This is a genomic window from Microbispora bryophytorum (assembly GCF_043197435.1).
Classification (GTDB): domain Bacteria; phylum Actinomycetota; class Actinomycetes; order Streptosporangiales; family Streptosporangiaceae; genus Microbispora; species Microbispora bryophytorum.
The window spans coordinates 31,560-52,660 of sequence record NZ_JBICTF010000005.1 but is presented as its reverse complement, the minus strand read 5'-3'; the positions used below and the strand labels follow the sequence as shown (position 1 = coordinate 52,660).

Genomic DNA, 21,101 nt, shown 5'->3' with positions numbered 1-21,101 from the left:
CCCTGCTCATGAGGCACGCTCCGGGGCACGCGCGTTCTGGACGTCGAGGGCGAAGAACCTCCTGACGGTGTTCCCCAGCTCCGGCATGCCGGTGAAACCCCGCCGGGCCAGCTCCACCTCCACCGTGGTCCCCTTGCGCTGCCAGTGGCGCAGGAAGATCTTCGCGCAGATCTCCGGCGGCGGGACGGCGAGCCTGCCGCGGGTCCGCTCCGCGGCCTCGTCGGCGCGGGCGACGATCTCGGACCACTCGTGCCAGCGGTCCGACTCCCTGACCCGTTCCAGGACGACCGGCCTCCAGTCCTCCGACTGCCAGATCGGCCAGACCCGCACCATGACCAGCCGGAGCTGCTCGGCGACGGCGAGGGTGGCGAGCTCCGCCTCCGTGAGCCACGACGCGAGGACGGGCGGCAGGGCGGCGGGCTCGGCGACCCCGAGCCGGGCGCGGGCGTACGCCTCCAGGTCGAGGCCTTGGGCCGCGGCGAAGTCCGTCAGCAGGCCGGTCAGCGCCTCCTCGTGCAGGAGGGGGTAGTCGTCGCCGAACAGCCGCCCCGCGTTCACGACGTCGAGGTCGGTCATCCACCTGCCGGGCGCGTACTCGCGCCTCGACCGCCATTTGAGCGCCTCGTAGTGGGTGATCCCCGTCAGCGCCGTACCGGCCTCCCAGTCCGCGGACCCCTCGCCGGACCTCTCACCGGACGCTTCGGCAGTGCGCCCGCCGACCGCCCGCAGCGCCGCCATCGCGTCCAGCCGCTTGACGTCCCACTCACCCGTGCCGATCAGCCGCTGCAGCGTTGCGAGATGGTCGCGGTCGCCGGAGTCCGCCGCCACGTCCCCCATCGCGTCCACCGCCGCGTCCACCGCCGCGTCCAGCTCGCGCCAGCTCCGCCGCATGAAGGGCAGCGCCTTCGCGGCCCGGACGATCCGCTCCCCGGCCGCCGCCGGGATCAGGCCCGTCCGCGCGCCCTCGCGACAGCCGTACCGGATGTTGACCAGCGCCACCGTGCCGGCGGGGTATCCCCGGTCGGCCGGTCCGTGCACCACGGCGACCTCGTCGTCCCCGTCGACCTCGCCGGTCGCGTACATGTCGAACACGGTCCCCGCGCCGCTCATGCCGTACGGGCTCAGCTCCGCCGCGCGCAACGCGCCCATGCTGGCCGCGCCGATGACGTGGACACCCTCGTCGAGCAGCCAGAGGATCTCCTTGTGGCCCACCGACAGCCGCTCGCGGTAGTAGCCGTCGATGATGACGGCGGTGTCGTCCGGGCTCCAGGACTCGGAGAGAAGGTCGCCGCGAGCCACGGGCGGCAGTACCCGCGCCTGTGGCAGGACGCTCAGGACCTCGTCACGGGAGATCGTCGGGCCGGTGAAGACGACCACGTTCGGCGAGCTCATCAGAACATCCCCGCTCATCAGAAGACCCCGCTCATCAGAAAACCTCCGGGCATACGCGGCTCCCCGGCGCCAGCACCCTGACGACCGGGACACCCATGTCCTCCCTCGCCAGGTCGACGACGAGGGGCGGGTGTGAGAAGGCGACCGCGGCCCGTTTCACCACGTCCTCCAGGTCGTCGACCAGGCTCTCGTGCGCGCGCATGGGCGATATCGGCGCTTCGGCCTCCCGCGGCGGCTCCGGCCGGCGCCTGGCGCCCAGGTCCTCCTGGATGTCGGGACGCAGGTCGTCACGCGCGCCCGAGACGTAGCCCAGCCTGGCCTGCGCGGCCTCGGTGAGGGCACGGCTGAGCGCGATGTCCGAGCTCAGGTGGCAGCCGAAGCCCAGGAACGGCGGAGGATAGTCGTCACAGGTGATCCGGGCGACGAAGCACGGCAGCCCGGTGGGCGACGTCAGGGACCTCGCCTCCAGGCGCACCCCGGCCCGTTCCATCGTCACGCACAGGTCGTCGACGACCGGCGACCCGAGCGAGCGCGGGTCGACCCGGACGCCCCGGTCGCCGCCGATCATGAAGCCCGTCACCGCGTCCCGTTCGATCACCTCGTACAACGCGTGCAGGACGGCTTCGGCCTGCGTGTTCCCGCTGGCCAGGCCGTTGGTCGAGGAGAAGAACACCGGCGGGTTCCAGCCCGTCCTGCGGACGAGGGTGAACTCCACCACGTCCTTCGGGACGAGGGTCCGCGCCCCGTCGACCAGCGACTTGGCGGCGACCCAGTCCACCGGAAGGCCGTCGTGCAGCAGGGTCGGCGTGCACAGCGGGAGCGCGTGGACGTCGTAGCCCAGCTCTCCGGCCACCTCGCGGGGGGAGGTCGTGGCGACCGGCCGCATGGGCTGCTCGGCGTGCCAGAGTTCGATGGCCTCCATCATCGCCGACAGCTTCGCCAGGTCGGCGGTGACGCCCTTCCCCTGGGAGACGGCCAGGGTCCGGGCCGTGGGTCTTATCGCCTGGAACGTCGGGATGCCGAGGGTGTCGAGCATCGTGATGTCCGCGACCCGGGTGATCCCGGCCCTGCGCCCGGCCCGGCCGGCCATCTCCAGCGAGGCGGCCGGGTCCCTGGCCCGGTCCGTCCCCGGCAACCGGACCTTCGACTGGTCAGGAAGGGAGAGGATCCATGAGTGGGAGGAGGTGTCTGTCCGCATCGTCCCCTTGCCCTGGTCGAGATGAGGTGCCGAGGTGAGGTGTCGAGGTGAGGTGCCGGATCGAGCCGGCGGGGTCGGATGGTGCGCTCAGATGTCGCGGGCCCGGATATCGCGGGCCCGGACGTCGCCGGCTCAGGCGTTGCCGTCGGCTCAGATGTTGCGGGCTCAGATGTCGCCGGCTCAGATGTCGCGGGCTCAGATGTTGCGGGCACGGTTGAGCAGGGCCCGGCCGCCCACGGCGTAGCCGACGACCGCCATGACCGCCAGCACGAGCAGGTCCACCCATGCCTCGCCGAAGCCGAAGACCGCGGCGTCCCGCATGCCGTTGATCGCGTATGTCAGCGGGTTGACCACGGAGATCCACTGCAGCACGGTCGGCATGCTCTCGGTGGTGTACATCGAGGGGGCGCTGAAGACGAGAACGGGCATCGACACGTTCGACAGCACCATGAAGGCCTGGTAGTCCGTGATCGTGATCGCGGCCGCCAGGTACAGCCCGTTCAGCGCCAGGGCCGACAGCGCGAGCGCCGTCAGCAGCCCGAGCCAGTTCTCCATGCCGAACGGGAGGTCGAACATGATCGCCGCTACGGCGAGGCCCAGCAGGGTCTGCCCCAGCACGAGCGACACTCCGGCGATCATCTTGCCGAGCAGGAAGCGCGACCGGCGCATGGGATAGGACCACAACTGCGTGGCCACCCCGCTCATCTCCTCCTGGAACACGGCCATCGCGGACGTGCCCGCCGCGCTGACGACCGACATCGCCAGCGTCATGGGGAGCAGGAAGACCGCGAACCCCACGCTGACGCCCTTGTAGTCGACGGCCCTGATGAGGTTGCTCAGCGAGGTGTTCACCAGCAGCAGGTACACCAGCATCGGCGTCAGGCCGAGGATGAGGTAGACCCGGTTGCGGGCGAGCAGCGCGTACTCCCGGTAGAGCACCGCGGACAGATCCGCCGCCCTCGCGGTCCGGGCGGGGGGCGCGGTGTGGAAGTGCAGCCCGGCGGCCATCGTCAGCCCTCGTTTCCGGTCATCCGGAGGAAGACCTCCTCAAGCGAGTCCACGGCGGTCGACACTCCCGTGATCGCGATCGCGTGGTCCTGGCAGTATCGGGACAGCTCCGGCAGCACGTCGCGCGCGTTCGCGTCGTCGATGCGCACCTCGTTGTCCTCGGCCTTGGCCCGCAGCCCCGCGGACTCCGCCCAGGCGGCGACGAGGCCGCCCGAGGCGGGGTCTTCGACGGTCACCAGCAGGTGGGTGCTGCCGAACTCCTCCACGAGTTCGCGCGGCTTGGCGAAGCGCAGCACCTTCCCCCGGTCGACGACGAGGACGCGTTGGCTGTTGCGCTCCAGTTCGTCGATGTGGTGGCTGGTCCACAGCACCGTCACGCCGTGCTCCTCGCGCAGCCAGGTCACGAAGCGCTCGACCTGGCGCCGTCCCGCGACGTCCAGGCCGGCGGAGGGCTCGTCGAGGATGAGCAGCTGCGGGGTGGTGAGCAGCGCCCGTACCAGTTGCAACCGCTGCCGCTGGCCGCCCGACATCTGGAAGACCAGGCGCTGCATCGAACCGGCGAGGCCGAGGAAGTCCGACACCTCCAACGCCCACGGCCGCACGTCGCGCCACCGCAGCCCGCGGAACCGGGCGGCGATCCGGAGGTTGTCGAGCGCCGGCAGCATCATGTCGAAGGGACCGGTCTGGTGCATCGCCCCGATGCCGCTCTTCGCGAGGACGGGCTGGCGCACCGGATCGGCGTCGAAGACCCGGATCTCACCGGAGGTGGGGGTGGTGACCCCACAGATCATTTTGATGAGTGTCGTCTTGCCGGCGCCGTTCGGGCCGAGAAGCCCGACGGTCTCCCCCTCGGCGATTTCGAAGGAGACGTCGTCCACGGCCGGTCTCTCGCTGCCTCGATAGCGCTTGGTGACCCCAACGGCCGTCACGACATCTCTCAACACAGCCTGCCCTTCACTTCGCCCTCCTGCTTTCGGTCTGCTCCTGAGCGATGTGAGCGGCTCTCCCGCTCGTCCCCGGCCTGACCGGAACGCGTCGCAGGTTGAGTATGAGCCGGGGACGAGCAGGTAACACAACCCCACAAACGTGGGCTACCAGCGTGGCCGGGAGGACCATAACCGGGGCCATGGTCAGGCCATACCGATCGTTAAGCGCCCCTTTCTATGGTCGCGCAAAAGGGACCCCTACCAGGCTCCCTTCAGTCGAACGGCGATCCGGGACTGCATATGGACCTTGTTTCCGACGGCCTGATAAATGATCGCGACAGGTGGCTGATCGTCATGCTGGCCAGGGGCTACACGACGACGAGGATCGCCCGAGAGATGCACCTCAGCCGGTACACCGTGGCGGAGCGCATCAGCAAGCTGCTCGTCCAGTACGCCTGCAGCAACCGCAGTCAGCTCGTGGCCTACTTCTACGCACACCGGCTCCTGAACGTCGGCATCTGGCCGCCCAGCGTCTCCGGCGTCGTCGGGTAGGGCCGGGTCGTCCGCCCACGCGCGGGCACGAGAAGGCCGGCGCGGTGAACCCGCCCGGCCCTGCCGAACGGTCCTGCCGAGCGGTCACGGCCCCGGGCCTCCAGGCCGTGTCATCGGCCGGGTGTCATCGGCGCCGTGCCATCGCCGTACGTCACGTACCGGCGGACGGCGACACAGGCGATTCGGGCGAGTCCGCCGCCGCCTTCGTGGCGGATCCCGTGGCCGCCTTCGTGGCCGCCTTCGTAGCCGGCTTCGTAGCGGATCCCGTGGCCGCCTTCGTGGCGGATCCCGTGGCCGCTTTCGTGGCCGAGGAGGACGGATGCGGCGAGGCGTTCGCGACGGGCGTCGCCGTCCTCGGCGCTCCGGCGGAGATGAGGACCAGCACCCCCGTTGCGACGGCCACCACCGCCACGACCGCGGCGGTGGCATACGTCACCCTGCGCGTCGTCCGCCTGCGTTCCGCGCGCCGCATGGCTTCCTCGCGCCGCATCGCGGCGCGCATGCGCTTCACCTTTCGCTGTGACACGGGCACTCCCGAGATCGCTCTCCGAGACGTCGTCAGGCGTCACCGTAGCCGCGAGCGCGTAACGTGAATCTAAAACAGCCCGGCGCCGGGTGCACGCGCCCGCGGTGTCCCCGGTCGTCACGCCCGCCATGCGGCGGGTGGTGTCCGCCGGACCCTCAGCCGCCGAGAGCGACGGACTCCTCTTCCTCGATGCCGCGGTTCCACTCCCGCTTGGAGGACTGCCAGCCGTCCTCGTCACGGCCCCGCCGCCAGTAGCCGGAAATCGACAGCCACTCCAGCGGCAGGCCGCGCTCCACCCGCAGGTATCGCCGCAGCTCCTTCACGAAGTTCGCCTCGCCGTGGACGAAGGCGTGCACGACGCCCTCGGGGAACTCCAGCGCCCGCACCGCCCGCACCAGCGCCTCGCCCACCTGCGCGCCGCGGCGGTACAGCCACACGATCTCCGCATCGCCCTCCGTCCGCAGCTTCTGCTCCTCCTCCGGGCCCTCCACCTCCACGAACACCCGGGCGGGCGCCCCCGCGGGAAGCCGCTCCAGTGCGGCGCCGATCGCCGGGAGCGCGCTCTCGTCCCCGGCCAGCAGGTGCCAGTCCGCCTCCGCGCTCGGCGCGTACGCCCCGCCGGGTCCCAGGAAGTGGATCACGTCGCCCGGCCGGGCCCGCAGCGCCCAGGGCCCGGCCAGTCCCTCGTCTCCGTGGTAGACGAAATCGACGGTCAGCTCCCGCGCCTGCGGGTCCCAGGCCCGGACGGTGTAGGTCCGGGTCTTCGGCCACTGGTCGCGGGGCAGCTCGGCGCGGATCACCGCCACGTCGAACGGCTCCGGATAGGCCGCTCCCGGCGGCGGGAACAGCAACTTCACGTAGTGGTCGGTGAACTCGCCCGCCTCAAGACCGGCGAGCCCCTCACCGCCGAGCACCACCCGGATCATGTGCGGGGTCAGCCGCTCGGTGCGCTTCACCACGCCGGTGGTCGCCCGGGGGGCGCGCCGCGCCGGTTCGGTCGTCGCCATGAGTGATTCCCTTCATCAGGCTGCTTAGGTGAGCCTAACCTCGTTTCGGGATCAGGGCGTCGGACGGGGCGACGACGTCACCTCGCCGCGCACGCGGAGCACCTCGCCGCCGCGCTGCGACTCGGGGAAACGGTCGAGCAGGACGCGCAGTTCGGCCGCGTCGACGTTCGCGCCGAACGGCGCCGTCCCCGGCTCCATGCGGACGCCCTCGGCGAGCGGGCCGACGATCACCGGGTCGAAGCCGAGCGCGTCCACGATCGAGGTGGCGACCTCGATGTCGTCCGGATCGTCGCCGGCGACGGCGATCGCGCGGCGGCCGGGAGCGCCGGCGGGACGGGCGCTGTCTTCCAGGTCGTGGTAGCCCATGTGGTTGAAGGCCTTGACGACCCGGGAGTGCGGCAGGAACGCCTGAACGATCTCGCTGGAGGACGTACGCGGGTCGGTGAGGTCGTCCCGCACTCCGTCCACCTCCTGCCAGTAGTTCATCGCGTCGAGCACCAGCCTGCCCCGCAGCGCCTCGCCGGGGACGTTGCGATGCTTGCCGAGCGGCAGGGCCAGCACCACGACGTCCGCCTCGGACGCGGCCTCCACCGCGGTCACCGCGACCGCGCCGGGCGTGACGACCTCGACGGTGAGGGAGATCCGTGCGGCCTCCCCTGAGCCCGCTATCAGGACGCGGTAGCCGGCCGCGACGGCGAGGCGGGCCAGGACGGTGCCGACCTTGCCCGCGCCGAGGATGCCGATGGTGCGAACGTCGCCGGGTTTCATGGTCGCTCCAGGTCGTCGGCCGGTCACGCGTGGACCGTGTCCGCGGCGAGCAGTTCGCGTACGCGCGGGGCGACCTCGCGGCCGAGAAGTTCGATCGTGCGGGCGCGGGCGTCGCGGGGAAGGTGCATGATGTCGTATTTGAGATCGAATCGGCTCAGGCGCAGGTCACGGGCCATCCGGACGATCTTGCGGGCGACCGTCTCCGGCGATCCCACGAAGAGCGCGCCGTTCTCGACCTCGGCTTCGTACCGCTCACGATTCGGCGCGTAGAAGCCGCGCTCGGCCGCGACATCCTCGACGACGGGCCGCCAGTAACGCCACCAGGTCTCGACGGCCTCCTCGTCGGTGTCCGCGACGAGACCGAGCGAGTGCTGGCCGATCGGCAGTTCGGGACGGCCGAAGCGATCGAGCGCCGTGAGGTACAGCTCGACGTTCCTCGCGAACCGCTGTGGCCGTCCGCCGATGATGGCCATCATGAGGGGCAGGCCGTGACGGGCGGCGCGCACCACGGAGTCGGGGCTGCCGCCCACGCCGATCCAGGTGGGGATGCCTCCCGGCCGCATCCGGGGGTGCAGCCGCTGCCCGGTGAGCGGCGGCCGCACCGTGCCCGACCAGGTCACCCGCTCCTCGCGTTCGAGTCGCAGGAAGAGATCGAGCTTCTCCTCGAACAGCCGCTCGTAGTCCGCCAGGTCGTAGCCGAACAGCGGGAACGACTCGGTCACGGAGGCGCGGCCCAGCACGATCCGGGCACGGCCGCCGGACACCGCGTCGAGGGTGGAGAACTCCTGGTACAGCCGGACCGGGTCGTTCGTGCTCAGCACCGTCACGGACGTGCCGAGCCCGATGTGTCGCGTCGCGGTGGCGATCGCGGCGAGGAGCACCGGAGTCGCCGAGTCGTTGTGCCCGTCCCGGTAGTGCTCCCCCAGGCTGAAGACGTCCAGCCCCACCGCCTCGGCCAGCCGGGCCTCCTCCACGAGCAGGCGCACGGTCTCGGCGTCGTCGAGCACGCGCCCGCCGTCCGTCGCCACCTCCCCGAACGAGTTGAGCCCCAGCTCGAAGCGGGGGTGTTCGATCCTTCCGACGGTCACTGTTCCTCCTGCTTTGATCGTGATGGGGTGTGCGGGGGGGGGATCGCCGTGCCAAGCCGGGTGGCACGAACGGCCCCGGCCCGGCGCGGACTGAGGCGGCCTGGCGAAGCGGGGATAAGGCTCGGATCATCGCCGGCCGTCGGCCGGCTCAGGGGGTGGGGGAACCAGCGGGCCGTCACCACGACGGCGGGCGGGATCCTCGTCCCCTACCTCGCCCGGGTCGCGACGGACGGCGATTCCGGCACGTCAGACATACCGATCAGCTCCCGTACGTACGCCGGTGGCATGGAGCGGGGCCTTACCCCCACCTCGCCGCCGGCCTCGAAACCGTCCGGATCCTGAGTACACGCCGGTGATCGGTAACTTCAATTGAACCGTGGTCACATGAGGTGAACCGGCCAGGTCTCAGCCGAGATCGTCGCCGTCGACGCCGGCCGCCTTATCGAAGGCGTGACGGTTGGCGCGGATCCTGTCCTGGTTGTCGGCCGCCCACCGGGTGAGCGCCAGGACGGGCTCGGACAGGGTGCGTCCGAACGGGGTGACCTCGTACTCGACCCGGGGCGGGCTCTCCGGATAGATCACGCGCTTGACGAGCCCGTCACGCTCCAGGCTGCGCAACGTCAGCGTCAGCATGCGGCGGGAGATACCGGGGGCCGTCCGCAGCAACTCCGTGAAGCGCATCGGCCCCTTGTCGAGCAGCCCGATGAGGATCAGGCTCCACTTGTCACCGACCCGGTCCAGCACGGAGCGGAGAACATCCGGGTCGTGGTCGAGACAGGCCCTGCCCAACGAGCGCAGCACCCTGTCCGCCTCGGCCTGGTGCGACATGGGCTCCCGCCTCCTCCGTCACCTGACGGTGACCAAGTCATGTTCCTGTTAGCGGTTGACGAAGACTACCTCGGTGACCAGAGGTAACTCCCAGGGGAGCCGCACCATGCCCGCGGAGGACGCACTGACCGGTCGGCGGCTTCAAGGTCGTCGCGCGCGTCAGGCGAGTAGGCTGCCCGCGATCGCCCGCGAAGGTAAAGGACTGCCTATGACGCCGGACCCGACGATGATCCGGATCGGCCAGGGGGTGGAGTTGCATCACCACCAAGGCCGGCGCGAAGCCGCTCGCGACCTGTTCGCGCAGATCTGGGACGACATCGGCGGCGAGCAGGGCGACCCGCTGCATGTCTGTGTCCTTGCCCACTCCATGGCCGACGTGCAGGACGACGTGCACCAGGAGCTGATGTGGGATCTGCGGGCGCTTGCCGCCGTCGATCTCGTCACCGATGAGCGGGTGGCCCAGGCTGGAGTGCCGCTCTCCGTGGCCGGCTTGTATCCGTCGTTGCACCTGAACCTGAGCGAGTGCTATCGCAAGCTGGGCGATCTCGACCGCGCCCGTGAGCACCTCCGGCAGGCGCGGGCCGGGATCGGCGCGCTTGGCGACGACGAGTACGGACAGCTCATCAGGGGCGGCCTGGAGCGGGTGGCCGAACAGCTGGGCGAGGCCACCGCCTGACCGCGCCCCGGCGACCTCCGCGCCAGCTGTCGATCTTCTTAGCGACCACGTGCCCGGAGCGTGCTCGCCGGATGTGGCTGCACGCCGACGACAGGGTCGCCTACAGCAGCCGCGCGACCATCTCGGCGAACTCCTCCGGGGAGACGATCCGCACGCCGAGGGATTCGGCCTTCGCCCGCTTGGATCCCGCGTTGTCTCCCGCGACGACCAGCGCGGTCTTCGCCGAAACGCCGGACGACGCCCGGCCTCCGGCCTTCTCGATGAGCTCGTTCGTCTGGTTGCGGGACAATGCCGCCAGCCGTCCGCTCATCGCGCCCGTGACCACGACCGTCATCCCGGCCAGTGGCAGAGCGCCCGGCTCGTCGCCGCCCGGCGCCGCCGTGGTCGCGTCGCCCTCGTCGCCGCCCTCGCCGCCGGCCTCGTCCCTGACCTTCGCCGCCACGCCGGGCTCGGCCATGTTCACCCCGGCGCGGACGAGCTTGTCGATGAGGTCGCTCAGCTCGGCCAGCTCGGCGACGATCACGGGCGCCTTCTCCGGGCCGATGCCGTCCACCTGCTGGAACCCCTCCGCGTCCGCCGCGCGGATGGCCTCCATCGTGCCGAAGTGCCGGGCGATGCGGCGGCTCATCGAGCGCCCCGTCCCCCTGACCCCGAGCGCGCAGAACACCCGGCTCAGCGGTCGGGTCCTGGCCCTATCGATGGCGGTCAGGAGATTGTCGGTGGACACCTCCCCCATCCGCTCCAGGCCCAGCAACTGCTCACGGGTGAGGAAGAACAGGTCGCCGAAGTCGGCGATCAGGTCGGTGTCCAGCATCTGCTGGATGCGGTTGTCGGCCAGTCCTTCCACGTCCAGTTGGTCGCGGCCGACCGCGTACCCGATCGAGGCGATCGCGCGGCAGTCGCGGCCACGCACGCACCTCCACCGCTCCTGGGAGGTGTCGATCTCGTCACCGCAGGCCGGGCACACCTCCGGGAACACGATGGGCTGCTCGTCGCCGGTGCGCAGGTGCACCACCGGGGACTCCACGCGCGGGATCACGTCGCCGGCCTTGTAGACGACGACGCTGTCCATCAGCATCAGCCCGCGGCGCGTGATGTCGGAGGGGTTGTGCAGCGTCGCGTACGTCACGACGGAGCCGTCCAGCTCCACCGGCTCCAGAACCGCCCGCGGGGCGATCACACCGGTCCGGCCGGTGTTCCACTCCACGCCGAGCAGCTTCGTGATCTTCTGCACGGCGGGCAGCTTGTACGCGATCGCCCACCGCGGCGCCCGCGAGCCGAACCCGGCCTCGGCCTGATCCTGCGCATCATCCGCCTTGACCACGATGCCGTCGATCCCGAACGGCAGCTCCGGACGCACGGCCGCGATCTCCTCGACGCGCCGGCACACCTGCTCCACGGTCGTCGCGACGATCCCGGCGACCGCGGTCCCGGCCGTGGTGTGCACGCCCTGCCCGGCAACCCAGTCCATCACCTGGCTGTGCGGCGACTCCCGGAGCCGCGTCGCGAGGTCGGAGGTGTCATCGGGCAGGGGCAAGGCGCCGTACCCGAAGAAGGTCAGCTCGCACACGTACGGCCGGTCCTGCGCCCTCAGCGTGCCCGCGGCGGCGCTGCGCGGGTTCGCGAACGTGGTCCCGTCATGCGCCTGCCGTTTCGCGCACGCCTCCTCGAACTGCCGGGCGGTCATCATCACCTCGCCGCGCAGCTCCACGGTGACCGGGTCGGCCAGCCGCCCGGGGAGACCGGCGATCGTGCCGATCGCGTGGGAGACGTCCTCGCCCGCGCTCCCGTCGCCGCGGGTGACCAACTGGACGAGGCGGCCGTCACGGTAGCGGGCGGCGATCGCCAGCCCGTCCAGCTTCGGCTCCACCGACCATGCGGTCACCGGACGGCCGAGGCGGCGTTCCAGTGAGGCGGTCCAGCCGGCCAGCTCCTCGGGACCGAACACGTTGTCCAAGCTGAGCATCGGCACGATGTGCGGGACGTCACCCACGACTCCGGCGACCTTGCCCGTCGGCGAGTCCTCCACCACGTGGCCGGGGTGGGCCTTCTCGTACGCGGCGATGCCGCGGACGAGCCTGTCGTAGGCGTCATCGTCCAGCGGGGAGGTGCCGTCGCCGTAGTAGGCCGCGGCAGCGTCGGCCGCCAGCTGGACCGCCTCGGCGTAGGCGGTCTCATCGGGGATCGCGTCGATCGGGGGCGCTTCAGTCATGCGGTCATGGTGCCGGGCGGGACCGACAAAAAGCGGCCGTCACCGCCGACTCTCGTCAGGAACCGCGGCGGTGACGCCGACCGGTGAAGCCGTGGCGAGCCGCCGGCGCTCTCGCGTCGGCGGTCAGGATGCCTGGATCTCGTCGAAGAGCGCGAGGGCGTCGGTGGGGTCCGGGCTGACGAGGCGTTCCAGACCGGCCACCGTCATCTTCGCCCACCTGCCGGCCCGCGCCCACATCCGTTCCTCGAAGGCGCGGACGGCCTCGTCCAGATCGCCGGGGGCGGCGGCGACGGCCTCGGCGAGCTCGGCGCCCTCCAGCATCGCGAGGTTCGCGCCCACCCCCAACGGAGGCATCAGGTGTGCGGCGTCGCCCAGCAGCGTCACCCCGGGAACGTGGGCCCAGGTGTGGGACACGGGCAGCACGTAGAGGGGACGGTGGACGAAGGCGCCGCCGCGGCGGAGGAGGTCGAGAGCGGGATCCGCCCAGCCGTCGAACAGAGCCAGCAGGTGTGCACGCACGGCCTCGGCGTCGGCCGGGTCCAGGCCCAGATGCCCGTCCAGCGGCGCACGGAACTGGGCGTACACCTTGACGTGCCCGCCGCTGTTGCGCTGGGCGACGAGGGCGCGGTTCACGCCGTACACGGCCACGGAACCGTCGCCGATCAGCCGCGCGAGGTCGGGGTGGCGGGTGTCGACGTCGTCCAGGGAGGTCTCGACCAAGGTGACGCCGGTGTAGTTCGGCGTCGCGGACGAGACCGCCGGGCGGACCCGCGACCAGGCTCCGTCCGCGCCGACCACGAGGTCGAACGTCTCCTCTCTCCCGTCCGCGAAGCGGACCAGCACGCCGTCCCGGGTCCCCGGCACCACCTCGGCCACGCCCCGCCCCCACTGGACGTCCAGCGGGCCGAGCAGCAGGTCACGCAGTTGCCCGCGGTCGATCTCGGGGTTGGCCCGTTCACCCGGGCGGGGTCTCCAGTCGCGCAGGACGGTCCCGTCGGTGTCCAGGATGCGCATCGCCTGCCCCTCGGGACGTGACAGCGCGTGGAACTCCGCCAGCACCCCCGCCTTGTCCAGCGCGAGCTGGCCCAGCTTCTCGTGCAGGTCCAGCGTGCCGCCCGGGGGACGGGCGTCGGGGGCGGGATCGCGTTCGAGGACGGTGACGGGGTGATCGTGACGGTGCAGGACGCGAGCGAAGGTAAGGCCGGCGGGGCCGCCTCCGACCACAGCTATACGATGCCTCATGTCGATACACTGTATTTAACTGATTCGGCGTATCGCAACTGTACGATGCAATCCATGACTGTGTGGGACCGGCCGGAGCCCCCGCCCCGCCCCGCGCCGCTCGACCGGGAGCGAATCGTCGCCGCCGCCGTCGCGCTGGCCGACGAGGGCGGGCTGGAGGCGGTGTCGTTGCGCAAGGTCGCCGCCCGGCTGGACGTCGGGCCGATGCGGCTGTACGGATACATCTCCACCAAGGAGGAGTTGTTCGACCTCATGGTGGACGAGGTCTACGCCGAGATTCTCCCCGAGGAGCAGCCCGGCGACTGGCGGGAGGCGTTGCGTGGCCTCGCCCACCGCACCAGGCATGCCACCCGCCGTCACGAATGGCTGGCCGACCTGCTCGGCGGCCGTCCGGCTCTGGGCCCGAACGCGCTCGCCGTGACGGAGGCCACGCTGGCCGCCGTCGACGGCCTCGCCGATGTCGAGACCGTCATGCGCGCCGTCGAGACCGTCAGCGCCTACTTCACCGGCGCGATCAGGCGCGAGATCGCGAACCTGCGCGCCGAGCGCGCCACGGGCCTGTCCGACCGCGACTGGCAGCGCGCCTCCGGCCCGCATCTGATGAGGATGCTGGCCACGGGCCGCTTCCCGGCGCTGGCCAAGGTCGTGCACGACGGCACGGAGGTGGATGCCGAGGTGTCCTTCGCGACCGGCCTGGACTGGGTCCTCGACGCCGTGGCCGCCAAACTGGCCCGGCCGACGGGGTGACGCTCGGACAAGGTGACGTCCGCGGCGCCGCATGACGCCGGACCGCGCATCCACCTGCTCGTCCCCATCAGGACAGGCTCTGGGGGTGAACGACCGGGCGGCGCTCGAAGGACTGTGCCGCGACCACCGAATCAAGCGACTCACGGACCGCGTCGATCAGTATCCGGCTGCGGTCGAGGGCGGCCTGCAGGCCGGTCGCGGGGGGCGAGCCGGCGCGCTGGTGCAGGACGACGCCGAGGATCAGCCACGTACGGCCGGCGGCGGCCGCCTCGGCCGCCCACATCAGGGCGCCGCCGGCCGGCGTGGTGGAACCGGTCTTGAGGCCGATCACGCCCGATCTGCCCAGCAGTGTGTTGGTGTTGACGATCGCGCCGGGAATCCCGGGGATCGTGACCCTGGGCTTGGCGACGATCGAGCGGAGCACCGGGTCCTTCATCACCTGCCGGGCCAGCCTCAACTGGTCCACGGCGGTGCTCACGGTCGTCGGCTCGATGCCGCTGGCGCCGGTGTAGGTGGTGTGGGTCATGCCGAGACCGGCGGCGGCCCGGTTCATCTTCGCCACGAACGCCTCCTGCGTTCCGGCGTCCCAGCGGGCGAGCAGGCGGGCGATGTTGTTGCCCGAGGGGATCAGCATCAATTCGAGCATCTGACGTTCGGTGAACCTCTGGCCTTCCCTGACCGGCGCGCTCGACTCCTCAAGGGACAACGACTCGTCCGCGGCCTGCCTGTCGACCTCGATGACCGGCCCGGTGGCGGCTCCCTTCAGCGGATGCTCGCCGAGGATCACGTAGGCGGTCATCACCTTGGTGACGCTCGCGATCGGCACGGGCTCCTGCTCCCCCTTGCTGCCGAGATCGCCGAGACCTTCGACCGCGACGCTCGTCTGGCCGTCCTGCGGCCAGGGCAGCGCCATTCCGGCCGCGAGGCCCCCGTCTGTCGTGTTCTCGCCGCCCGCAGGAGATCCGAAGCAGCCGCGAACGGCGGCGACGACGAGGATGACGGCACACATCGAGGCCGCGAGGCGGAGGGTGCGACGGCGGCGGAGCGGCAGGGCCGGGCGGTCGTCCGGCCGCTCTCCGGCGGGAACGGCGGACAGGCGGGCTGGGGGCATGAAAGGCACCTCCGGGGTGGTCGGTGCGCCGTTTGCGCACGTCACCCACCCTGGGCCGGGCGAATTTCCGTGCTACCGCCACGGTGCGTCAGCGGTCGCTCGAAACTCGCGCGGCTGTGTATCCGCCGCGTATCGGCTCCTCGGCTCCGCGCCGATGCCCGCCGATGCCCGCTGGTGCCCGCCGGTGGCCTTCCGGCGGGCACCGAGCCCCGGGTGCCCGGGTTGCCCGGGTGCCCGGGTGTCAGTCGCGGGCGCCGGCTTCGAGGCGGACGGTGGCGACCGCGCCGCCGTCCGGAGCGTTGGCGAAGTCGAGGGCGGCGCCGATCACCTGTGCCTGCCCGAGGGCGATGGTCAGGCCCAGGCCGTGACCCTTGCCGCGTTCCTTCGCGCCCGTACGGAAACGCCGCGGCCCTTCTGCCAGCAGCGTGTCGGGGAACCCGGGCCCATGGTCGCGCACGACGATCGTCGTGCCGCGCACGCTCACCTCGACCGGGGGCCGCCCGTGGCGGTGCGCGTTGGCGACCAGGTTGGCGATGATCCGGTCGAGACGGCGCGGGTCGGTGTCGGCCATGGGATGAGCGGTCACCTCCACCCGGGCGGGCAGCCCGGTCCGGCGCACGGACTCCTCGACGACCCCGCCCAGCGGCACCGGCACGTGATCGGCCCGCTCGGCCCCCGCGTCCAGGCGGGAGATCTCCAGCAGGTCCTCGACGAGCGCGCGCAGCACCCCGACCCGGTCGCGTACCAGCTCGGTGACCTCTCCCTCCGGGAGCAACTCCGCCGAGGTGATCAGACCCATCAGCGGGGTACGCAGCTCGTGGGCCACATCCGCGGTGAAGCGCTGCTCGGCGAGCAGTCGCTCCTGCAGGGCGCTCGCCATCGAGTCGACGGCCGCCGAGATCTCACCGATCTCATCGCGGGTCCGGCCCCCCGCCCCGATCCTGGCGTCGAGGTCTCCGCCCGCGATGCGCCGGACCGTTCCCGCCACGCGCCGCAGGCGCCGGTTCGACAGTTCGGCGACCAGCGCCGCGAGGGGCATCACGATCGCGAGAGCGGCCAGCGTGGCCATGACGATGTGCCGGTCGAGCGCCTGAAGGCTGCGCCGCTCGGCACCCATGTCCATCTTGACGGCCAGCACGCGACCGTTGTCGCGGACGGCCGCCCACATCCATGGCTCGTCGGGTTTGGTGTCGTCGTACCAGGTGACGGTCTTCCCCGCTGCCACCTGCCGCAGCAGTTCCGGCGGGAGCGCGGCCGGGTCCTCGGAGGCGGAGCCTGACACGTCCCCGCCGCCGGCGCCGGTCGCCTTGCTCATGAGGGCCTGGAGCGCAGTGGCCCTGCCCACATTGAGCGACCAGTCGTACGTCGTCGTGTGCACCAGCACCCCGACCGCCACGGCGACCGCGCAGGACGCCGCGGCCGCCAGCGCGGCGATCTTCCATCGCAGCGATCGGGGGTCCAGTGCCGACAGGGGATTCAGCGGCGCCCGGGTGCGCCGCGGATGCAGGGGGTCCGGCGGGTGCAGGGGGTCCGGCGGATGCAGGGCGTCCGGCGGGTGCAGGGGGTCCGGCGGCGTCCGCCGCCGGACCCGCGTCGTACGGCGGGACTCGGCGGGCTCGGTGCTCACGTCAGCGCCGCAGCTTGTAGCCGAAACCGCGGACGGTCTCGATCCGGTCGGCCCCGATTTTTTTGCGCAGCCGCTGCACGCACAGGTCCACGACGCGGCTGTCACCGTCCCAGCCGTAGTCCCAGACGTTGCGCAGCAGCGTCTGCCGGTCCAGCACGATCCCCGGATGAGCCGCGAACTCCAGCAGCAGCCGGAGCTCGGTGGGGGCGAGCGCGACCGGCTCGCCGGCCAGGCGCGCCTCAAGGCCCTGCGTGTCGATGGTCAGGTCGCCGAAGACGAGGTCGCCCGTCCCCCCGGATGCGGGCTGCGGGGAATCGTCCGGCCCGTGCTCGGAAGCGGGCTCGGAAGCGGGCTCGCGATCGGGGGCGAACGTGGCCCGGCGCAGCAGCGAGCGGATCCGGGCCACCAGCACGCCGGTGTCGACCGGCTTGACGACGTAGTCGTCCGCCCCCGCCTCCAGGCCCGACACCACATCCAGCGAGTCGCCGCGCGCCGACATCATCAGGATCGGGATCAGGCTGGTCTCCCTGACCCTGCGGCACAGGCCGATGCCGTCCAGGCCGGGCAGCATCACATCGAGCAACAGCAGGTCATGCCGCCCCTCCCGGAAGAGCTCCAGGCCGGTCAGGCCGTCGCCGGCCGTGGACACCTCGTAGCCGTAGCGCTCCAGGGCCATCCCGACCGTCTTGCGGATCACCTCGTCGTCCTCGACGAGCAGTACGGTGACCCGGCTCTGCGGCCCGCTTCTGACATCCAAACCCGAAATATCTCCCTAAAAGCGGCGAATGGCGTGGTTGTGAGCTTATAAGGACACATCCGGTGCTCCCCTCCTCTGACGGCGTGACGGTGGAGGGAAGCGTCAGGAGGCCGGGGCCTTCGCGGGCTTCCAGTCCGGGTGGCCCGGCATCGGGGGGACCTTGGCCCCGTAGAGCCAGCCTTCGATGTAGGAGGTGAGGTCGCGCCCGCTGACCCGGTTGGCCACGTCGATGTAGTCCCGGGTGGTCGCGGACCTGCCCAGGTATCGGTCGTAGAACGTCTGCTCGATCTTCTTGAAGACGGAGTCGCCGACCTGGTGCCGCAGACCCGCGAGCATCAGCAGGCCCCCGTTGTTCCCGCCGGTCAGCACGTCCTGCGCCGTCTTGAGCCGCGCGGGGGGCCCGGATTCGAGCCGCTTGTCGAACTCGAACTGGTAGCGCTGCTTCAGGACGTCGTCGAGCTTCCGATACCCCTTGTCCACCGAATAGAGCAGCTGGTAGTAGTCGGCGTGGCCCTCGCTGATCCACATGTCGTTCCAGTTGCGCACCGAGACGGCGTCACCGAAGTACTGGTGGACCAACTCGTGGATCATGGTCGGTGCGATGTCCGCGGCCGGGCTCGCCAGTCCCTCGGCGCTGAACGTGGAGAGCGTCGCGGATTCCAGAGCGACGCCGTCGTAGCCGCCCGGCACCCCCAGCACCCCGTAGGTCTCGAAGGGATACCTGCGGCCGATCTCCTTCTCCACCCAGGCGACCTGCTCGGGGATGTCATCCACCCGGGGCTTCGCCGCCTTGTAGCTGTCCGTCGCGACGTAGCTGCGGATCGGCAGGCCGTGCGGCCCACGCGCCGTCACCTTCGTGAAGCGGCCGACGGCGACCTGGGCGACGTCGGTCGGGATGGGATCGCGGGTGGTGTAGGTGTACGTGGTGCGGCCCCCGGTCGTCCTGCGCGACCGCAGTGTCCCGCTCGCCACCGCCTGAAGGTTCTTGGGCGTGGTGACGCGGAAGGTGAAGCGGGCCTTGTCGCTGGGGTGGTCGTTGCCGGGGAAGAACATGTGGGCGCGGTCCGGCTGACCCATGACCGCGAAGCCGTCGTCCTTCTCGACCCAGGCCTGCAGGTAGTGCGCCCCGGGCGGATAGGAGGGCGACCGCGGGTCGTCGCTGCGATCGACCCGGTAGGAGACGTCGACGCGGAAGGACGCGCCTTCGCGCAGAGCACGCCGCGGCGTGATCACGAGTTTCTCGCCGGACGCCTTGAACGCGGCCCGCTTGCCCTGCACGGAGACCGAGCCGACGCGATCCACCTTCGAATCCAGGCTGAAGCTGGACAGAGCCTGTTTCGCCGTGGCCGTGATGCGCACGGAGGAGTTCATCTTCGTGGTGCCGGCCCGGTAGTCGTACCGGACGTCGTAGGAGACGACGTCGTACCCGCCGTTGCCGAGGTAGGTGAAGAGCGGGTCGCCGGCACTGTGGGCGCCGGGCCGGGGCGTGCCCGCGGCGGACGCGGACGCACCGGCGTGGACGTCGCTCCTGCCGGTCGCGGCGGTGTCACCGGCTCGGGCCACCGCGCCGCACGCGGACAGCGCCAGCGCCAGCGCGCCCGTCGTGGCCAGCGCGGTGAGCGATCCCCGCGTGCGGCGCCGACGTGGCCGGGGCTGCGGGCCCGACGGCTGCGGCTCGCGAGATTGCGTGCTGTCTGTGCCGGGCCGCGGTCGCAGGCCGGGTACGCGGGCAGAGGACATCGATCAACCACCTCAGAGGAGAAGGTGCGCCGGTTCGCGCACTGTGCCCATGCTGGGTGGGGTATGTGTCGACGCCGTCTGGACCGTGTATCCGCTGCCGCTCAGGCGTGTATCACCGCGCGATGCCGCCCGCCGCCGGCGGGCGGACGGTCCTCGCCCACGACCGGGAGTCGCGGGCGAGGCCGTCGCCACCGGCGGACGGGACGGAGGCTCAGGCGAGGGCGGGTTCGGTACCCTTCGCGGGGCGGACCACGACGGGAGCCTCGTCCAGAGGCTGCGGCGGAGCGTTGAAGACCGCCTCGTCGAGACGGGCCTCGGAACGGGCGACCAGGACGGGCACCACCATCTGCCCCGTGACGTTGGTCGCGGTACGGATCATGTCGAGGATCGGGTCGATCGCCAGGAGCAGCCCGACGCCCTCCAGGGGCAGGCCCAGCGTGCTCAGGGTCAGGGTGAGCATCACGATCGCGCCGGTCAGACCGGCGGTCGCGGCCGAGCCGACCACGGAGACGAACGCGATCAGCAGGTAGTGGCCCACACCGAGGTGAACGCCGAACACCTGGGCCACGAAGATCGCCGCGAGCGCGGGGTAGATGGCGGCGCAGCCGTCCATCTTGGTGGTCGCTCCGAACGGCACCGCGAAGGCGGCGTAGCCGCGGTCCACGCCCAGGCGCTCGGTGGTGACCCGCTGGGTGAGCGGCATGGTCCCGACCGAGGAGCGGGAGACGAAGGCCAGCTCGATCGCGGGCCAGGCCTTTCGGTAGAAGGTGAGCGGGCTGACCTTGCCGACGAAGGCGAGCAGCACCGGGTAGCTCACCAGGAGCACCAGCAGGCAGCCGATGTACACACCCGCGCTGAGCTTCGCGAGCGGGGCGAGCAGGTCCCAGCCGTAGCTGGCCACCGACTTGCCGATCAGACCCGCGGTGCCGATCGGGGCCAGCCTGATGACCCACCACAGAGCCTTCTGCACCAGGTCGAGGATGGACCGGCTGAAGTCGAGGAACGGCTCGGCCTTGTCGCCGACCGCCAGGGCGGCGGCGCCGAGGACGACCCCCAGGAAGACGATCTGGAGGACGTTGAGCTCGGTGAAGGCGGTGACGATGTTGGTCGGGATGATGCCGGTCAGGAAGTCCAGCCAGGTACCCGCATTCTCCGGGGCCTTGGCCCCCGCGGTGGAGATGGTGACGCCCTGGCCGGGATTGAGAATCAGGCCGAGGCCGATGCCGAAGGCCACCGCGATCAGCGAGGTGATCAGGAACCACAGCAACGTCTTACCCGCGAGCCTGGCGGCGCCGCCGACGTTCCGGAGGTTGGCCACGCTGACGACGACCGCGGTGAAGACCAGCGGCGCGACCGCGAGCTTGAGGAGCTGGACGAAGATCTTGCCTACTTCGGTGAGGGTGGCGGTGAGCCAGGTGACGTCACCGGCGCGGGCGACGAACCCGAGAGCGACGCCTATCACCAGACCGAGGAGCAACTGCAGGGAAAAGGAGAGTTTCTTCACGTACGAGACTCCGGCAGAAGGGCATGCTGACGCCGAGGCGGCATGCGAGGTGAGGGGGAAGGGAGTGGTGACTGCGCTCAGGGACAGAGACGACTGCTCACGCGGCACAGGTCGACGTGCAGCCGCTCAACGAGCCACACGATCACCGGGAAGAACCTCATACCGCGACAAAGCCTCCTCAACCGACTGAAA

General features: G+C 71.0%; 19 protein-coding genes. 4 read left to right on the top strand and 15 right to left on the bottom strand.

The genetic code is table 11. The features are described from left to right. Window positions 1–6: 6 nt before the first annotated feature. The 4 genes from ACGFIB_RS17585 to ACGFIB_RS17570 all read right to left on the bottom strand — a co-directional run bounded on the left by ACGFIB_RS17585 (window position 7) and on the right by ACGFIB_RS17570 (window position 4,527). Window positions 7–1,392 carry a TfuA-like protein gene (locus tag ACGFIB_RS17585; RefSeq protein ID WP_393372938.1) on the bottom strand — a complete coding sequence of 462 codons (1,386 nt, stop codon included), beginning with the start codon at window positions 1,390–1,392 and terminating at the stop codon, window positions 7–9. A gap of 34 nt (window positions 1,393–1,426) precedes the next feature. Next, window positions 1,427–2,590 carry a YcaO-like family protein gene (locus tag ACGFIB_RS17580; protein ID WP_393372935.1) on the bottom strand — a complete coding sequence of 388 codons (1,164 nt, stop codon included), beginning with the start codon at window positions 2,588–2,590 and terminating at the stop codon, window positions 1,427–1,429. A gap of 195 nt (window positions 2,591–2,785) precedes the next feature. Then, entirely contained in the window at window positions 2,786–3,598 is an 813-nt protein-coding gene (locus ACGFIB_RS17575; RefSeq protein WP_357246958.1) for an ABC transporter permease, read from the bottom strand. 2 nt (window positions 3,599–3,600) lie between these two features. Further along, a complete protein-coding gene (locus ACGFIB_RS17570; protein WP_317984982.1) occupies window positions 3,601–4,527 on the bottom strand; it encodes an ABC transporter ATP-binding protein in 927 nt (308 codons plus the stop codon). 297 nt (window positions 4,528–4,824) lie between these two features. Between ACGFIB_RS17570 and ACGFIB_RS17565 the strand changes: the two genes are divergently transcribed. Next, window positions 4,825–5,076 (top strand): helix-turn-helix domain-containing protein, encoded by a 252-nt coding sequence (locus ACGFIB_RS17565; protein ID WP_142574086.1) that lies wholly within the window; start codon window positions 4,825–4,827, stop codon window positions 5,074–5,076. Between the two features lie 218 nt (window positions 5,077–5,294). Next, the gene (locus tag ACGFIB_RS17560) at window positions 5,295–5,669 is read left to right on the top strand and encodes a hypothetical protein (protein WP_393372931.1); all 375 of its coding nucleotides are present in this window, start codon (window positions 5,295–5,297) and stop codon (window positions 5,667–5,669) included. An 88-nt stretch (window positions 5,670–5,757) separates the two neighbouring features. Here the strand turns inward: ACGFIB_RS17560 and ACGFIB_RS17555 are convergent, their stop codons facing one another. From ACGFIB_RS17555 to ACGFIB_RS17540, 4 genes are all read right to left on the bottom strand, one after another. After that, a complete protein-coding gene (locus tag ACGFIB_RS17555) occupies window positions 5,758–6,609 on the bottom strand; it encodes a siderophore-interacting protein (RefSeq protein ID WP_393372928.1) in 852 nt (283 codons plus the stop codon). A 51-nt stretch (window positions 6,610–6,660) separates the two neighbouring features. After that, window positions 6,661–7,377: an NADPH-dependent F420 reductase gene (locus ACGFIB_RS17550; RefSeq protein WP_393372926.1), complete on the bottom strand. Its 717-nt coding sequence runs from the start codon at window positions 7,375–7,377 to the stop codon at window positions 6,661–6,663. Between the two features lie 23 nt (window positions 7,378–7,400). Then, complete coding sequence (locus tag ACGFIB_RS17545; protein WP_393372923.1) at window positions 7,401–8,465, bottom strand: LLM class flavin-dependent oxidoreductase; 1,065 nt, start codon at window positions 8,463–8,465, stop codon at window positions 7,401–7,403. A gap of 405 nt (window positions 8,466–8,870) precedes the next feature. Continuing rightward, window positions 8,871–9,293, bottom strand: coding sequence for a winged helix-turn-helix transcriptional regulator (locus ACGFIB_RS17540; RefSeq protein ID WP_393372920.1), 423 nt, complete (start codon window positions 9,291–9,293; stop codon window positions 8,871–8,873). Window positions 9,294–9,501: 208 nt separating this feature from the next. Between ACGFIB_RS17540 and ACGFIB_RS17535 the strand changes: the two genes are divergently transcribed. Continuing rightward, the gene (locus tag ACGFIB_RS17535; RefSeq protein WP_142574075.1) at window positions 9,502–9,969 is read left to right on the top strand and encodes a tetratricopeptide repeat protein; all 468 of its coding nucleotides are present in this window, start codon (window positions 9,502–9,504) and stop codon (window positions 9,967–9,969) included. A 100-nt stretch (window positions 9,970–10,069) separates the two neighbouring features. Here the strand turns inward: ACGFIB_RS17535 and ligA are convergent, their stop codons facing one another. Both ligA and ACGFIB_RS17525 read right to left on the bottom strand, forming a co-directional pair. Beyond that, a complete protein-coding gene (gene ligA, locus ACGFIB_RS17530; protein WP_393372916.1) occupies window positions 10,070–12,181 on the bottom strand; it encodes an NAD-dependent DNA ligase LigA in 2,112 nt (703 codons plus the stop codon). A gap of 123 nt (window positions 12,182–12,304) precedes the next feature. Continuing rightward, a complete protein-coding gene (locus ACGFIB_RS17525) occupies window positions 12,305–13,423 on the bottom strand; it encodes an FAD-dependent oxidoreductase (protein WP_393372913.1) in 1,119 nt (372 codons plus the stop codon). Window positions 13,424–13,477: 54 nt separating this feature from the next. Here ACGFIB_RS17525 and ACGFIB_RS17520 point away from each other — a divergent pair, with 54 nt between their 5' ends. After that, window positions 13,478–14,170: a TetR/AcrR family transcriptional regulator gene (locus tag ACGFIB_RS17520; protein ID WP_393372910.1), complete on the top strand. Its 693-nt coding sequence runs from the start codon at window positions 13,478–13,480 to the stop codon at window positions 14,168–14,170. A gap of 67 nt (window positions 14,171–14,237) precedes the next feature. Here the strand turns inward: ACGFIB_RS17520 and ACGFIB_RS17515 are convergent, their stop codons facing one another. From ACGFIB_RS17515 to ACGFIB_RS17495, 5 genes are all read right to left on the bottom strand, one after another. Next, window positions 14,238–15,281: a D-alanyl-D-alanine carboxypeptidase family protein gene (locus ACGFIB_RS17515; RefSeq protein ID WP_393372907.1), complete on the bottom strand. Its 1,044-nt coding sequence runs from the start codon at window positions 15,279–15,281 to the stop codon at window positions 14,238–14,240. Window positions 15,282–15,522: 241 nt separating this feature from the next. Continuing rightward, window positions 15,523–16,908: a sensor histidine kinase gene (locus tag ACGFIB_RS17510; protein WP_393372904.1), complete on the bottom strand. Its 1,386-nt coding sequence runs from the start codon at window positions 16,906–16,908 to the stop codon at window positions 15,523–15,525. Window position 16,909: 1 nt separating this feature from the next. Further along, complete coding sequence (gene cseB, locus ACGFIB_RS17505) at window positions 16,910–17,665, bottom strand: two-component system response regulator CseB (protein WP_393372901.1); 756 nt, start codon at window positions 17,663–17,665, stop codon at window positions 16,910–16,912. Window positions 17,666–17,767: 102 nt separating this feature from the next. Next, window positions 17,768–19,405: a M1 family metallopeptidase gene (locus ACGFIB_RS17500; protein WP_393372899.1), complete on the bottom strand. Its 1,638-nt coding sequence runs from the start codon at window positions 19,403–19,405 to the stop codon at window positions 17,768–17,770. A gap of 211 nt (window positions 19,406–19,616) precedes the next feature. Then, window positions 19,617–20,909, bottom strand: a complete 1,293-nt coding sequence (locus ACGFIB_RS17495) for a dicarboxylate/amino acid:cation symporter (protein WP_393372896.1) — start codon at window positions 20,907–20,909, stop codon at window positions 19,617–19,619. Window positions 20,910–21,101 lie beyond the last annotated feature (192 nt).